The sequence below is a fragment of the Thermicanus aegyptius DSM 12793 genome, from assembly GCF_000510645.1.
Lineage (GTDB): Bacteria > Bacillota > Bacilli > Thermicanales > Thermicanaceae > Thermicanus > Thermicanus aegyptius.
Genome location: NZ_KI783301.1, coordinates 2448911 through 2464465 on the forward strand (window position 1 = coordinate 2448911; position 15555 = coordinate 2464465).

Here is a 15555-nt window from a genome sequence, read left to right on the forward strand (position 1 = left end):
TTGGTTTGAGGGCATCCCTTCAGGGACACCCTTCATCCACTTTAATTATAAAACCATTTGCGGAAAGCATGCCTCGTTATTTCTTTATTGAGGAAGGCGATCGAGGTGGTAAGAGGAATCCCCTTGGGACAAGACTGGACACAGTTTTGCGAATTTCCGCACCCTTCCAGACCCCCCGGACCCATCAAGGCATCGAGACGTTCATGTTTATTCATCGCCCCGGTTGGATGGGCGTTAAAGAGACGCACCTGGTTCACCGCCTGGGGACCGATAAAATCGGAATGGCTGTTCACATTGGGACATACCTCAAGGCAGACACCGCAGGTCATACACTTTGATAATTCATACGCCCATTGCCGTTCCGTCTCCGGCATCCGGGGCCCGGGGCCCAAGTCGTAGGTTCCATCGATAGGGATCCAGGCCTTTACCCTCTTGAGGGCGTCAAACATCCGATCTCGGTTGACGATGAGATCCCGCACCACAGGAAAGGTACGCATCGGCTCCAGGGTGATGGTATCTCCCAATTTATCGATGAGGGCGGTACAAGCCTGCCGTGCTTTCCCATTAATCACCATCGAACAGGCGCCACACACCTCTTCTAGGCAGCTCATCTCCCAAGCCACAGGGGCAACCCGCTTCCCTTCCGCATTTACCGGATTGCGGCGGATCTCCATCAATGCGCTGATTACGTTCATATTGGGACGATAGTCGAGATCAAAGGTCTCCTTATACGGTGTCCCGTCCGGACCATCTTGCCGGGTGATAATCAAACGAATCTTCTTGCTCATTTTTTGGTCGCCTCCTTATCAACATCGTAACGGCGTGGGCGAGGCTTAATTAAGGAGATATCTACATCTTCGTACTCAAAGACGGGACCGTCCGGAGTGTATTTCGCTTTCGTCGTCTTCAGCCATTCTTCATCATTCCGCTCCGGAAACTCCGGTTTGTAGTGGGCTCCCCGGCTTTCGTTTCTGCGATAGGCGCCTTGGGTAATCACCCGGGCCAACTGGAGCATATTCCACAATTGCCGGGTAAACATCACCCCTTGGTTGCTCCACTTTAACGTATCGTCCATGTTAATCTGTTGGTAACGCTCCATCAGTTCCTGGATCTTCTCATCCGTCTTCAGCAGGCGATCATTATAGCGAACAACGGTCACATTGGCCGTCATCCATTCGCCCAGTTCTTTATGGAGCTTGTACGCATTCTCCGTTCCCTTCATGTTGAGTAGCCGCTCATATTTTTCCTCTTCCTTTTTCACCGCCTGCTCAAAGAGGGAGGAAGGAAGATCATCCGCCGATTTCTTCAATCCTCTCATATACTCCACAGCCTTCGGCCCCGCCACCATTCCCCCAAAGACGGAGGAGAGGAGAGAATTGGCTCCCAGGCGGTTGGCTCCGTGGTATTGATAATCCACTTCTCCCGCCGCAAACAGTCCGGGGATGGAGGTCATCTGGTTATAATCCACCCACAATCCTCCCATGGAATAATGGACGGCCGGGAAGATCTTCATCGGGACCTTGCGGGGATCATCGCCGACGAACTTCTCATAGATTTCCAGAATTCCGCCCAATTTCACATCCAAAACTTTCGGATCGATATGAGAAAGATCCAGATATACCATATTTTCCCCGTTCACGCCCAATTTCAAGTCGAAGACCACATGGTAAATCTCCCGTGTGGCAATATCCCGGGGGACGAGGTTCCCGTAAGCGGGATATTTTTCTTCCAGGAAGTACCAGGGCTTCCCGTCTTTATAGGTCCAAACCCTTCCCCCTTCTCCCCGAGCCGACTCCGACATGAGGCGCAGTTTATCCTCTCCGGGGATGGCGGTCGGATGGATCTGAATAAATTCCCCATTCGCATAGTAAGCCCCCTGCTGATAGACCGAAGAAGCGGCGCTCCCCGTATTAATGACCGAATTGGTCGTCTTCCCGAAGATGAGCCCCGGGCCCCCGGTGGCCAGAATGACCGCATCGGCGGGGAAAGCTTTAATTTCCATCGTATACATGCTCTGGGCGACGATCCCCCGGGCGACCCCCTCCTCATCGAGGACGGCGGAGAGAAACTCCCAGTTCTCATACTTCTCCACCAATCCTTCCACCTCAAAGCGGCGCACCTGTTCATCCAAAGCATAAAGGAGCTGCTGCCCGGTGGTTGCCCCCGCAAAGGCGGTGCGATGATGTTTGGTCCCACCGAAACGTCGGAAATCGAGGAGTCCTTCCGGCGTCCGGTTAAACATGACCCCCATCCGGTCAAAGAGGTAAATGATCCCGGGCGCCGCCTCGCACATCGCTTTTACCGGCGGTTGGTTTGCCAGAAAATCGCCGCCGTAAATGGTATCGTCAAAATGAATCCAAGGTGAATCTCCCTCTCCTTTCGTATTGACGGCGCCGTTAATACCGCCCTGGGCGCATACGGAATGGGATCGTTTCACCTTGACCACGGAAAAGAGCTGGACGTGGATGCCGGCCTCGGCCGCCTTAATGGTTGCCATGAGTCCCGCCAATCCACCGCCTACAATAATTAATTTTTGGCTCATAAAACCTTCTCCCTTCTAGTTCAATGCCGTTCCGCTCACCGGATTGACAAATGCAAAAAGCGCCATCAATCCGATAATGGAAAGGATGACGAAGATGGCCATCGAAACATACGTGGAAACCCTTTGTGCCCGCGGTCCCACCGTAATTCCCCAGCTAACGAGAAAAGACCAAATCCCATTGCTGAAATGAAAGGTGGCAGAGAGGATCCCGACGACGTAAAAGGCGACCATCCAGGGATTGGATAGGATGTTCTTCATCATATCGAAATTAACCTCTGCACCGAAAAAGGCGGACTGAATTCGCGTCTCCCATACATGCCAACCGATATAAACGAGGGTAATCAACCCCGTCACTCGCTGCAAAAGAAACATCACGTTGCGAAAATAGCCGTATTGATTTACGTTATGTTTCGCTTGAAAGGCGATATAGACACCGTATATGCCATGGAACAGAATGGGGATAAAGATGAGAAAGATTTCTAAAAAAACGAGAAACGGTAAACTTTGTATGAATGAAACCGTCTGATTAAATTTCTCCGGTCCCCCGGTGGCCGAATAATTGGAGACCAGATGCTCAATGAGGAATAACCCGATCGGGATAATCCCTAAGAGCGAATGAAGCCTGCGATTTACAAACTGTCCATCCGACATGCTTGACCCTCCCAATTCTTTCTTACCTTCTCCATGATTCTCCACTCCTCAATGCTTTGCCCAACCTCACTTCAATTTTACGCTTCTCCCTCCCATAAAGAAAGTTTTTCCTTGTGAATAGAAGAACGAAACAGAAAAAAATGAAACAGCATTTCATGTGAACGCTTTTATTTTACCCCTCTTCGAATAAAGCGTCAAGAAATAGACAAAATTCATTGCCGATTCTGCGAACCTTTTCCGGATCTCCAATCGATACGGAACAAGACCGGCGTCTATTTCCCACTTCCTATTCATACAGTGGTACAAGAACGTTTTAAAAATCAAACTCCTTAAAATCCCTTGAAGGAGGTTCCCCTCTCATGTCAAAATCGCTAATCTGGTTCCGAACGGAAGTTGTCCCTCTATTCCTGGAAGAATATGAAAATTCCCTTCTCTATTGGATCGGGAAAGAAATGGCCGAAAGAGAAAGATTGAAGGATTTTATCTCCCTCCGCCACTATTTTGAGAAAAACGGGTTAGGAAAGCTTTCGATTAAAAAGAGGGAGAAGGATCACATCCTCCTCCTCCTTCACGATTCCCCCCTCAGCTCCGCCTCCGCGGCATCGGTCGGCACCCTCTCCCTGGAGTGCGGGATGGTCACCTATGCCATGGAGGAGCTCTTCCAGCAAAAAGGAGAGGGATCCGTTCATTGGACGGATCCCCAAAGCAACTCCCCCTCCCTGGAAATCAAAGTTGCCTTTCTCAAGTAACATCCCTTTCATATAAGGAACAGGGATCGTATCAACCAAAGGATAAATCGCAGCATCAGAGCAACCAGGATATATGCAACGATCGCAAGAAAAAGGTCGAAAACCCATTTCTTGTAATTTACTTTTTCTTTTTTTTAGCATTCTTCTTATATGGTTCCAACTCACCAAAATGAGAAGAACCGAGAATGTTAACCAATGTTCTACGAGGGTTTGTCGGACCAAATCAGCCATGCAATTTACTCCTTATAACTCATGCGGTTGTTCAATCCTTAGTTTTCCGAAAATCCTGTATCATAGTAATAAACTTCTACTGCTCCTGTATAGTTAGAATTGGCATATCGAACTTCTGTATTAAAAAATTGATAATACCCCCAATAGCTTGAATAGGCCTTTGTCTGCCAAAAGCCCCAATAAGAAGCATCAGGAATGGCCCTATTAATTTGTTCCACAAAAAACTGTGTAGTAGCTTCTACAACCGCTGCCCAAAAAGGAGTAGGTACCCTGGAAGCCACATATGCCCCCACATAGTTTACCGCATATCTAACTACTTCCTTGTCGACTGTATTATAAAAAGTCCTATAATATGGACCACCAACTGTAATACCTCCGCCATTTTCGTCTACAGGAATGGAATAAATAACCGAATCACTCTGAGGACTAAAATTGTAAAGCTTTATTGCTTGGGCGTTTGAATCAAAAGCTCGCATTTCTTGTTCCGTCAACTTGTGATTCGTGACCACAGTTACTTTCACACCATTATTCATCCAACTTTGTTCAAGCCATTCATTACCGTTAACTTCAGTTTTTTTAATGTTAACTGGACATCAGCAGTTAAAACATGACTACCAAGAACTAAAACTAGCATCACTGCTACAAAAGGGAGAATAAAAGTTTTTCTAAACATAGAACCTACTCCTTTTTAAGATATTAAAAGGCATCTATCTCCATTATATTCTAATTATTGTCGCCGCCAAGTCATTATTAAGTCTTTTATTATACTTCTATGATATCGTATTATGCTAAAAATGATGATCAAAAGTAATAACTTTTTTTACATAAGAGAAAAAATTATAGCTTTAAAAAGGTATATCGCAAAAAGAGGTTTCTTTTATCCGAATCATAAGAAAAACTAATATACCATTGCTCACACAATTAGGGAGCCGTTTATAATTACAATTGTTATCATTAGTTTAACTTTTTGTCATAATATATTTGATAAAAATTTTCTTGTTCCCATTTTAAGAAAAAAACTAAGGCTGTTTCTCCGCCCGCAGATGTTCAAGGATCGTTTTGGCCAGCTTATCGCCAAGGTTTAACGCGCGCAGCTCATCAATGGTAGCCTCCCGAATCCGTTTGACGGAACCGAAATGCTTTAGAAGCATCCGGCGCCGTTTCGGACCGATCCCGGGGATCTCGTCCAATTGGGAGGAGAGGGTATGCTTCGCCCGGGTCTGACGGTGAAAAGTGATGGCAAAGCGGTGCACCTCCTCCTGGATCCGCTGCAGGAGATAAAATTCCGGGCTGTTCTTCGCGAGCGGAACGACCCGGGGCGGATCTCCCATGAGGAGCTCCGCGGTTTTGTGGCGGTCATCCTTGGCCATGCCGCAAACGGGGATGAAGAGATTCAGCTCATCTTCCAGGACCTCCAGGGCCGCCGTCATCTGCCCCTTCCCCCCATCGACGAGGATGAGATCGGGCAGAGGGAGATTCTCCCGCAGCACCCGGGTGTAGCGGCGCCGAATCACTTCCCGCATCGTCTCATAATCGTCGGGGCCCTTCACCGTCTTAATCCGATACTTCCGATACTCCTTCTTATCCGGCCTCCCGTCGGTAAAGACCACCATGGCGGAAACCGGATCGGTCCCCTGGATATTGGAATTGTCGAAGGCTTCAATCCGGTAGGGTGTCGCTATGCCAATCGCCTCTCCCAACCGTTCCACCGCGAGAGTGGTCCGGTTCTCATCCTTCTCCATGAGGGCGAATTTCTCCCGGAGGGCGATGGCCGCATTCTCCATCGCCATCTTCACCAGATCCTTTTTCACCCCCCGCTTCGGGATCACGATGCGGGAATCAAGCCACTCGGACAGCTCATGCCCCTCCGAAATCTCCGGGAGAAGAATCTCGCGGGGGAGAGAAGAAGAGTCGAAATTGTAATAGAACTGCCCCACGAAAGAGAGAAAATCCTCCTCCGGTTCCCCATAGTAGGGGAAGATGGAAACTTCACGCTCCATCATCTTTCCCTGGCGCATGTAGAAGACCTGTACGCACATCAGCCCCTTATCCACCGCATAGCCGAATACATCCCGGTTCTCTCGATCCGGCAGGGTGATCTTCTGCTTCTCCATCACCACATCGATCTGGCGGATCAGATCCCTATACTCCTTCGCCCGCTCAAACTCCAGCTTCTCCGCCGCTTCCTTCATCTTTTCTTCCAATTCCCTGCGAATCTCCTGATGCCCTCCGTTTAAGAAGCGGACAATATCCTTGGTCATCTTTTCATACGTTTCCTGTTGTACCTGGAACTGACAAGGTGCCAAACATTGATGGATATGATAATAGAGACAAACCTTATCCTTCAGAGTCCGGCATTTCCTCAAAGGATAGAGGCGGTCGAGGAGTTTTTTCGTCTCCCGGGCTGCCCCCACATCGGGGTAAGGACCGAAGTATTTCGCCTTATCCTTCTTCACCTTGCGGGTAATCTCAAGCCTTGGGTGCTCCTCAAAGGTAAGTTTGATATAGGGATAGGTTTTGTCATCCTTCAGCATCACGTTATAACGCGGGCTATGCTTCTTAATCAGGTTAATCTCCAGAAGCAGCGACTCAATCGCACTCCCCGTGACAATATATTCAAAATCCTCGATTTCACCGACCAATCGCTGGGTTTTCGCGTCGTGGCTGCCGGTAAAATAGGAGCGAACCCGGTTTTTCAACGATTTCGCCTTTCCCACGTAGATGACGCGGCCCTCTGCGTCTTTCATCAGATAGCATCCCGGCTTATCCGGAAGAAGGGCTAATTTTTCCTTAAGCAATTCCCTTTTGGTCATGGTCTTTCCCTTCCTAATCTTTTCTACCATCGATGATAAATGGAAAAAGAAAATGGGTCAAGACGAGGTGATTCTTACTCCAGATTTGCTAAAATATCCTAATGCCGTCCTAAATGAAACTTCAAGATCCGTAAATTTAGGGATATAATCAACTAAAGCCCATCTTCACATAAGGAGAGAGATCATTCATGCCGCAGACAGAGCACGTAGAAAAACATTTTTTAGCCCCTGATCTGATTCGGGATATCGTCATTGGAATGGCGGACGGGCTTACCGTCCCCTTTGCCCTAGCCGCAGGTCTTTCGGGGGCCGTCACCTCCACCACCCTCGTCGTCATCGCCGGCATCGCCGAGATTGCCGCCGGTTCCATCGCCATGGGATTGGGAGGGTACCTGGCAGCCCGGACGGACCGGGAGCATTATCTAACGGAATTGGAGCGGGAAAGGAGGGAAATCATCGAACTCCCCGATCGGGAAAGGGAAGAAGTGGCGGAAATCCTTACCGGATGGGGAATGAAGGAACAGGAAGTGGAAGCGGCCGTCGATTCGATCAGCAGCGATCCCGATAAGTGGGTTGATTTTATGATGAAATATGAGCTGGGATTGGAAGAGCCGGAGCCGAAAAGGGCCTTAAACAGCTCTGTTACCATCGGCCTCTCCTATATTGTAGGGGGCTTCATTCCTCTCTCCCCTTACATCTTCATTCCCCATCCTGTGACGGCACTCCTCGTCTCCGTCATCGTCACCCTCATCGCCCTTTTCCTCTTCGGTTTCATCAAGGGAAAGTTCACAGGGACGAAGCCGTTGAAGAGCGCTTGGCAGACGATGTTGGTCGGGGGAATTGCGGCAGGAATCGCCTTTCTCATCGCCAGGTTGATCTCGTGAACTCCCTTAGGATAGAACCGGGGGCTTTTTTCCATAGGATGTTGCGCCTCCCGGTCGGCGGGATTTTTCCATTGATCTTTAGGATTGGAATTTTTCTCACGATCTTGTTATACTCTAAGAGAATCGAATTTCTTGGATAAATAGGAGGAGAGAACAACATGGCTATCACGCATACGACCGACCAAAACTTCCAAGCGGACGTAGAGCAAGCGGAAGGCTTGGTCATCGTTGACTTTTGGGCTCCCTGGTGCGGTCCCTGCCGCATGATCGCCCCTGTCTTGGAACAGTTGGATAAGGAATTCGAGGGGAAGGTTAAGATCGTAAAATTAAACGTGGATGAGAATCCGTCCAATCCCGGCCGCTTCGGCATCATGGGAATTCCCACCCTTCTCCTCTTTAAAGATGGTAAAGTGGTGGATAAAATCGTCGGCTTCCAACCGAAAGAGAATTTTGTTAAAGCGATTAATGCTCATCTCTGAACCGAAAAAGCCCTTCTCCTCAAGCGCGGGAGAAGGGCTTTTGGGTCTCGTTGCTCATTTTCCCAAAACCGTTTTAAGTTCTTGGGTAAGCAGGGGAACAACCTCAAAGAGGTCCCCCACGATTCCATAATCGGCAACCTGAAAGATGGGGGCTTCCGGATCTTTATTGATCGCAACAATCACCTTGGAGTTGGACATCCCCGCCAAGTGCTGGATCGCACCGGAAAGGCCGCAGGCAATGTACAGGTCCGGGGTAACCACTTTTCCGGTCTGTCCGATCTGCAAGGAGTAATCACAATATCCCGCATCGCAGGCTCCCCGGGTAGCGCCCACCGCCGCCCCTAAGACCGATGCCAACTCGTACAGGGGTTTAAACCCTTCCGCACTCTTTACCCCGCGTCCGCCGGAAACGATGATCTTGGCTTCCGTCAGATCAATGCTTCCCTTCGTCTTCCGAACCACCTCTTTGACGATGGTTTTCAAATCTTTTACCTCAATTTCCTCTTCCCGAACGGGGACGTCTTTTTCCTCCGGTGCACGCGGAGGAAAATTGTTGGGCCGTAAGGTAAGCATCCATTTCTCCGAGGTAAAGATCCGTTTCTGGAACGCCTTCCCCGCGTAAATGGGACGAATAAATTGAATCGTTTCCCCCTCTTCCACGATCCCGGTTACATCGGAAATGAGCCCCATGTTAAGCCTCGCCGCCACCTTCGGCGCCACGTCCCTCCCTATGGCCGTATGTCCCAAGATGATTACATCGGGGTTTCCTTCCTTAAAGAAAGAAACCAGAGCCTGGGCGTAACCCTCCGGGGTATACGATTGAAGGAGGGGGTTAATCCCCACCCAGACCTCATCTGCGCCATAACGTCCTAATTCCTCCGCATAGTCCGGTTTCTTCGCGGCGAAGAGGAGGGCGGTTACTTTCCCCTCCCCGGCGATTCTCCTGGCCACCGCCAAGATTTCTAAAGAGACATTCCGGAGTTTCCCCTCTTTTTCTTCCGCCAATATCATTACATTTCGTTTCATGACTTCTCCCCCCTAGATCACCTTTGCTTCGGTGTGTAAGAGTTGAACCAGTTCTTTTACCTGTTCCGTCAAATCGCCTGTGAGGATCTTGCCCGCATCTCGTTTTGGAGGGAGGGCAACCTCCACCACTTCGGTGAGGAGAGTGGAGGAGGAGAGTCCCAGTTCCTGGATGCTGATTCGTTCCAGAGGTTTTTTCTTCGCCTTCATGATCCCGGGGAGAGAGGTGTAACGGGGCTCGTTTAACCCTTGTTGGGCGGTGATCAAGAGGGGGAGAGTCCCTTCCACCCGTTCCTCATCTCCTTCCACATCGCGGACGGCGCGGAGGAGATTCCCCTCCACCTCCACTTGGGTGACGGCGGCGATATGAGGATAGCCCAAAAGCTCCGCGACACGAACGGCTACTTGTCCCGCACCATTATCGACGGAGAGATTGCCGGCGAGGAGAAGGTCCGGGTTTTCCCGTTTCACCACTTCACCGAGGGCTTGCGCGATGAGACTTTCATCTGCTTTTCGATCCAGGTCGTGGATCAGGATGGCTCGGTCGGCTCCCATGGCCAATGCTTTCCGGAGGGCGCTTTCCACCCGGTCCGGTCCCGCCGAGAGAAGAACAACCTCTCCGCCGTGGGCCTCTTTGAGCCGAATCGCCTCTTCAACGGCGTATTCATCATAGGGATTTATGATCCACTCCACATTCTCCTCCTGAATCTCACCCCCTGCAATCACGACCTTCTCTTCGGTATCAAAGGTTTGTTTTAACAGTACGAGCATCTTCATCGAATTCCCCTCCTCTATGATTCTCCTCTTATTTCGCTTTTCTTTCGACGCCCATCAACGATCGGAAAATTTGGGCGGACGTTTTTCCAGGAAAGCGGCCATCCCTTCTTTCTTATCTTCCGTTTCAAAGCTTTTCCCGAAAAGCTCGGCTTCCCATGCTCCCCCCTCACGGACGGATACCGTTTCACTCCTTTCCACGGCGAGTAAGGCGTGGGTAAGCGCAATTTTCCCCTTTTCCGCAATCCGTGCCGCAATGTCCGTCACGTTCTCCCAAATCTCTTCCTCGGAATAAATGCCATTGACGAGACTGATCTGTTTCGCGATCTCACCGCTTACCGGCTCTCCCGTCAGGATCATTTCCAATGCCTTTGCCTTGCCCACGAGGCGGGGAAGGCGCTGAGTCCCTGCAAATCCCGGAATGATCCCCAGGTTTAACTCCGGCAATCCCAATTTCGCCCCTTCGGTGGCAAAACGCATGTGACATGCCATGGCCAATTCCAGCCCACCGCCCAGGGCCGCCCCGTGAATGAGGGCGATGATCGGTTTATGGAAGGTTTCGATTCTTTCCAGAAGGCTTTGCCCTTTGAGGGCTAATTCCCTCGCTTCCTCCCCGGAAGAGATGTGGGCCAATTCTTTGATGTCTGCACCGGCAGCGAAAAATTTCCCTTCTCCGGCGAGAAGGATCACCTTCACCCTATCGTTCTTCCGAAGCTCTTCCAGAACCTGTCCCAATTCCTCGACCATCTGCCGGCTCATCGCATTGGCAGGCGGATGGTTGAGTCGGATCGTGGCGATTCTCCCCTCCACCTGCAATTTTACTTGTTTCAACTCTTCCAATCCCTGCTTCCTCCCTTCCTCTTTTCCCACACCGTCATCGTAACCCGTGGATCAAAAGATCCTGCACCGGTTCCACCAAATTCATGAGATCCCTCTCGGTATTTGCCATCACCCATGAGGTAACGGTTTCATCCAGGGTGCCGAAGATCATCTTCCTCGCCACATGGGTGATCACCTCTCGGCGGAAAACCCCTTTTTCTTTCCCCCGTTCGATGATCCCGTCGATCACATCCAGATATTTTTTTAAGATCGGAGCCAATCCCCGCCTAATCTCGGGATCGGACTGCCTCAGTTCGATCTGTGTCACAATCGCCAGATCTTTGTCATGGGCAAGACTCTCGAAGTGGGAATGAATGAGAAGACGCAATTGCTCTTCGGGATCATCAATCAGAGCCAGCTTTTCCTTTAATTTCTCCACATAAAGGCCCATCGTCTCCTGGAACAAGGAGATGAGCACATCCGCCTTGCTTTCAAAATATAAATAGATGGTTCCGTCGGCTACGTTCGCTTCTCTCGCAATTTTGGAAACCTGCGCGTTGTGATATCCATGCGTTGCGAAGACACGAATTGCCGCTCGAATAATCGTATCATATTTATCCCCTGCTCTGCGGGACATCAGGCCACCTCCAAAGAGTGAATGATTATTCACTCATCTTACTTCAGTCTATCCTCTTTCGCAATTCCTGTCAATGAATCTTCACTTTTTTTTTTTTGAAAAGAAACCCCTCCAAAGCAAAAGTGCAAGTTTTTTGCACTCCCGGCTCCGGAGGGGCGCCGATGCCCACATTCTTGCATTCGACTCTCTTTTAAGCACTTTCTTTCGGTTGTTTCCTTTTTCTTTTTAACGAGATCTTTTCCCTGGAAGGTTTCGTCCTTTTCCAGGTGACCGTTTTCTCTACCGCCAGCACCCGGGAGAATGTCATGCGGCGTTTTGGTTTTATGTTTCGCCGTACCAACCTAGACTTTGGAGGGCTCTTTCTTATCGGTGCAACTTTTTTTCGTCTCTTCTTTTTTGTTGAAGTTGAAGTGGCTTTTTTTTGTTTCACAGGAGCAGGGGGGAGTTTACCTCCCGGTATCTCAGCCAGGGGCACAGGGAAGGAGGAAGGATCATCCGGCAGAGCGGCGGGGTATTCTCCAAGGGGGTAGTTATCCATCTCCCGCTCAAGTTCGGCCAGAACCTGCCATTTGTTTCTCTCCGTGGCTAAGATTCTTCTCAGAATCGGTTCCGCCATCGTATCCAGGAATGGACCGGGTTCGTACACGATTTCCTTGATGTGTTTATAAAACTCATTCGGAAATGCCATATCGATTAACAACAATTCATAGGTTTGCCGATCAAGGGGGTTTGCCTGATGATAGGCGTGAATCACCGTTCTGATCCACGTAAGGTCCCAAAATCCCATATCGTCCATGGTACTGGTAATGATTTTCCTTAAGTCCCGAATGGGAAAATCATAGGCCACTCCATCCAGGTCGATCACCCAAATCCCGCCCGGGCCCATCTGCCCATTGGACCAGCCAAAATCCTGATGGGCCAAACCCCAGTAAGGACCGCCCATAGCTGCCATCTTCAAGTAGGAGGAGTTTTGAAGACGCTCTAAATATTCCCTCGCTTGCCGTTCAAATTGTCCCACCGCCGTTAACAGCAACGAACTGGAAGGTTTATCGCGGTAAGCCTCGGCAAGATCCCGAAACCACCCCATTTTCGAGATCACCTTCTTATACTGAGCCGGCCATTTGTGCAATCTCGAAGAGTATCGTGAGCCCTGGGGGGGGACATAACCTTTTGATAGATGATGGAATTGGCCCAATCCATGACAAAGCGTGGCGGCTCCATTCAACGTGATTTTCGAAACCGGAGATAAGGGTTCTATCCAATCGGTGACGATCCAAAGTTTTCCTCCGGCTTCCGTGTATAGATGATCTTCCTTTGTCCGCACGAGGGCGGGAACGCGGGCCCCCTTTTTCACCAAATACTCTTGCGCACCGATGCTGAAGAGACTTCGATCCGGTTTTCGATGCAAAAGTTTTAAGCTGCGTGGGCCGTGACTCGTTGCAAGCTTCCAAATGGCTCCACCCTTATCCGGTTTTGCCGTTACCAGACTCATGGAGTGAACATTCATCTCATACCTGGTGAGAACCTGGCGGGCGATGGATTCGACCTCCGGAGGGACATATTGTTCAAGCTGTCCTTCCGATAAACCTTTTGGATTGTGGGTATCCCAACGCTCAATGTGATACTGACCTATGGCCATCCAATTCGCACCTTCTTTTTTGGAAAAATCGGACCGGACTTCCAAGAAATTTTCCCCTGCTTATCTATATGCGGTTGCCTTAGGGAAAGCTACTCAATAAAAACAGAGGAATCAATCGGGCCGCCTTTCTTGAACGGATGGGAGCATCCCTTGATTTGACCCGGTCCTCTTCTCATCGCCTCGGTTTCCTCCTCACCTTCCTATCCCCCGATACTGAAATCCTGCTTCGATGATGAGCCCCTTGTCTAACATATTCCGGCCATCGAAAAGGACAGGTTCCCTCATCACCTCACCTATTTTTTTCCAGTCGATACGACGATAATCCGGCCAATCGGTGTTGATCATGATCGCGTCGGCTCCCTCTGCCGCTCGCTCCGGCGTTTCGTACTGTTTCACCCCTTCGTCGCCAAGTTCCTGGGGGAGTCTCGCCACAGGATCATGGACCGCCACCGACGCTCCTTTTTGTAATAAGCGCCGAATCAGATGAAGAGAGGGGGATTCCCGTAAATCATCGGTGCCCGGTTTAAAGGAAATCCCGAATACCGCCACCGTTTTTCCTTGAAACGAGCCGATGATCTTCTTTAATTGCTTCAGCGCATAAACCTGCTGTTGGCGATTTACGGCGGCTGCCCTTTCCAAGATCGACAATTGACCATGATAGCTCCTCGCGGTATGGAGAAGGGCCTCTACATCTTTGGGAAAACAGGATCCGCCATATCCGATGCCGGCCTGGAGGAAACTCCCACCGACCCTCGGATCGAGTCCGATTCCGGAAGCGACGTCCTTCACATCCACCTCCACCTTGTCGCATAGTCTGGCCAACTCATTGATGAAAGATATTTTTACGGCCAAGAAGCTGTTCGCCGCATATTTAATCATCTCCGCAGTCCTGGGTGTTGTGACGAGCATAGGGCACTTCATCGATTGATAGAGATGCCGCAGCATGGCGGTAGCACGATGGCTATCGCTTCCAATGACGATACGATCCGGCTGAAGCACATCCCGCAATGCGGAACCTTCTCTCAGAAATTCCGGGTTGGAGACGACATCAAACGGAACGGCGCCCTTTTTGGGTTGTGCGTCCCGAATCCACCGCACGATTTTTTCCTGGGTTCCGATGGGGGAAGTGCTTTTATTTACGATCAACGTATAGTTTCGCATATATCTTGCAACAGTTTCGGCTGCCATTTTTACATAACTTAAATCTGCGCTTCCATCCTCTTTGGCCGGTGTCCCGACACAGATGAAGATGACCTCCTGATTCTGAATCGCTTCTTCCGCTTTCGTGGTAAACCGGAGATTTCCTTTCCCGAGCTGTTTTTGTAGAAATTCCTCCATATCCGGTTCAAAAAAAGGGAGATGGCCGCTATTGAGCAGGGTAATGATGCGATCCTCCTTGTCCAATCCGGTTACATTCCAGCCCATATGGGCTAATGCGAGGGCGGTGGCCGTTCCAACATATCCCGTTCCGATGATTAAAATCTTCATAGTTATCTCGAAGATGAAAACGGATGTTCGGATATCCGTTCACTTCTTCTCACCCGACTTTCTTCAATTGTAAATTCTTTGTTAAATAGTATGATGAAACGATATGTTGTAGCGGGCCTTTGTTAACGGGCCCTTTATGTTTATAACCATTTCTATATGAAATCCATGTTTGTCTTCCTGTACTCATCCATGCTCATGTCAAAAAAGGGAATACAATATACCATTCTTCAAAAATTTTTCGATGAAAGGATGGGTTGAAGGATGCGTGTGAAAGTTTCGCCTGTAAACCTGACTGAGGAGACGAAAGAGAAAGAGAGCGAAGATAGATTATCTCCGTCTGCCACGGAGGAAGAGGAAGAGATGAAGAAAGCCGGAACTTCAGGTTATGAGGACAAAAAAGAAGACCGCAACCAGGATGGAGACGACGATGATGACGACGATGACGATGACGATGATGACGATGATGACGACGATGACGATGATGACGATGACGATGATGACGATGACGATGATGATGACGATGACGACGATGACGATGATGACGATGATGACGATGATGATGACAAGGATGGCGATGACGGTCACGGTCAAGTTGCTGACAATAAGAATAACGGAGGATCAGGGAGAGAAAAACCGGAAATCACGCAAACCCTTTCCCCCACCAGGAGTACCAAGAAGTTTACAAACAAAGAGCCGAGAAATAAATCCTTGCGAAATGGAAAGAAGCAGTCTAAAGTCTCCACCGTTTCACTAAGCACAAAAAAAAGAAAAAAAGGGGGCAAGTCAAAAAGAAAATAGTCTTCCGTAAATCTGACGGTTGGAATGT

The 15555-nt window shown here is 49.5% G+C and carries 16 protein-coding genes; 3 read left to right on the top strand and 13 right to left on the bottom strand.

The annotated features are described in order from the left end of the window. Positions 1–41: 41 nt before the first annotated feature. From sdhB to THEAE_RS0113005, 3 genes are read right to left on the bottom strand one after another with little or no spacing between them, the layout of a single operon-like run. The gene (sdhB, locus tag THEAE_RS0112995; RefSeq protein ID WP_005589030.1) at positions 42–788 is read right to left on the bottom strand and encodes a succinate dehydrogenase iron-sulfur subunit; all 747 of its coding nucleotides are present in this window, start codon (positions 786–788) and stop codon (positions 42–44) included. Beyond that, positions 785–2542 carry a succinate dehydrogenase flavoprotein subunit gene (sdhA, locus tag THEAE_RS0113000; RefSeq protein WP_028987776.1) on the bottom strand — a complete coding sequence of 586 codons (1758 nt, stop codon included), beginning with the start codon at positions 2540–2542 and terminating at the stop codon, positions 785–787. The genes sdhB and sdhA overlap by 4 nt, the downstream gene beginning before the upstream one ends. Before the next feature lie 15 nt (positions 2543–2557). Beyond that, entirely contained in the window at positions 2558–3193 is a 636-nt protein-coding gene (locus THEAE_RS0113005) for a succinate dehydrogenase cytochrome b558 subunit (RefSeq protein WP_028987777.1), read from the bottom strand. 359 nt (positions 3194–3552) lie between these two features. Between THEAE_RS0113005 and THEAE_RS0113015 the strand changes: the two genes are divergently transcribed. Beyond that, entirely contained in the window at positions 3553–3942 is a 390-nt protein-coding gene (locus THEAE_RS0113015) for a DUF2507 domain-containing protein (RefSeq protein WP_028987778.1), read from the top strand. 269 nt (positions 3943–4211) lie between these two features. Here the strand turns inward: THEAE_RS0113015 and THEAE_RS0113020 are convergent, their stop codons facing one another. The 3 genes from THEAE_RS0113020 to uvrC all read right to left on the bottom strand — a co-directional run bounded on the left by THEAE_RS0113020 (position 4212) and on the right by uvrC (position 6986). Then, the gene (locus THEAE_RS0113020) at positions 4212–4694 is read right to left on the bottom strand and encodes a hypothetical protein (RefSeq protein WP_028987779.1); all 483 of its coding nucleotides are present in this window, start codon (positions 4692–4694) and stop codon (positions 4212–4214) included. An 8-nt stretch (positions 4695–4702) separates the two neighbouring features. After that, on the bottom strand, positions 4703–4846 hold the full coding sequence (locus tag THEAE_RS23055; RefSeq protein ID WP_156920623.1) for a hypothetical protein: 144 nt from the start codon (positions 4844–4846) through the stop codon (positions 4703–4705). 346 nt (positions 4847–5192) lie between these two features. After that, the gene (gene uvrC / locus THEAE_RS0113030) at positions 5193–6986 is read right to left on the bottom strand and encodes an excinuclease ABC subunit UvrC (protein ID WP_028987780.1); all 1794 of its coding nucleotides are present in this window, start codon (positions 6984–6986) and stop codon (positions 5193–5195) included. Between the two features lie 188 nt (positions 6987–7174). On the opposite strand from uvrC, the gene THEAE_RS0113040 reads away from it, so the two are divergent. Next, on the top strand, positions 7175–7870 hold the full coding sequence (locus THEAE_RS0113040) for a VIT1/CCC1 transporter family protein (protein WP_028987781.1): 696 nt from the start codon (positions 7175–7177) through the stop codon (positions 7868–7870). 158 nt (positions 7871–8028) lie between these two features. Next, on the top strand, positions 8029–8349 hold the full coding sequence (gene trxA / locus THEAE_RS0113050; RefSeq protein WP_005589203.1) for a thioredoxin: 321 nt from the start codon (positions 8029–8031) through the stop codon (positions 8347–8349). Between the two features lie 54 nt (positions 8350–8403). On the opposite strand, the gene THEAE_RS0113055 is transcribed toward trxA, so the two are convergent. From THEAE_RS0113055 to THEAE_RS22650, 7 genes are all read right to left on the bottom strand, one after another. Continuing rightward, entirely contained in the window at positions 8404–9375 is a 972-nt protein-coding gene (locus THEAE_RS0113055; RefSeq protein WP_028987782.1) for an electron transfer flavoprotein subunit alpha/FixB family protein, read from the bottom strand. A gap of 12 nt (positions 9376–9387) precedes the next feature. Beyond that, a complete protein-coding gene (locus THEAE_RS0113060; RefSeq protein WP_028987783.1) occupies positions 9388–10149 on the bottom strand; it encodes an electron transfer flavoprotein subunit beta/FixA family protein in 762 nt (253 codons plus the stop codon). A gap of 54 nt (positions 10150–10203) precedes the next feature. Next, positions 10204–10977: an enoyl-CoA hydratase gene (locus THEAE_RS0113065; protein ID WP_028987784.1), complete on the bottom strand. Its 774-nt coding sequence runs from the start codon at positions 10975–10977 to the stop codon at positions 10204–10206. A 43-nt stretch (positions 10978–11020) separates the two neighbouring features. Further along, on the bottom strand, positions 11021–11602 hold the full coding sequence (locus THEAE_RS0113070; RefSeq protein ID WP_028987785.1) for a fatty acid metabolism transcriptional regulator FadR: 582 nt from the start codon (positions 11600–11602) through the stop codon (positions 11021–11023). 190 nt (positions 11603–11792) lie between these two features. After that, complete coding sequence (locus tag THEAE_RS0113080) at positions 11793–13286, bottom strand: CotS family spore coat protein (protein WP_005589195.1); 1494 nt, start codon at positions 13284–13286, stop codon at positions 11793–11795. Between the two features lie 147 nt (positions 13287–13433). Further along, positions 13434–14729: a UDP-glucose dehydrogenase family protein gene (locus tag THEAE_RS0113090; RefSeq protein WP_028987786.1), complete on the bottom strand. Its 1296-nt coding sequence runs from the start codon at positions 14727–14729 to the stop codon at positions 13434–13436. 378 nt (positions 14730–15107) lie between these two features. Then, positions 15108–15314, bottom strand: a complete 207-nt coding sequence (locus THEAE_RS22650) for a hypothetical protein (RefSeq protein ID WP_156920624.1) — start codon at positions 15312–15314, stop codon at positions 15108–15110. Positions 15315–15555: the final 241 nt, after the last annotated feature.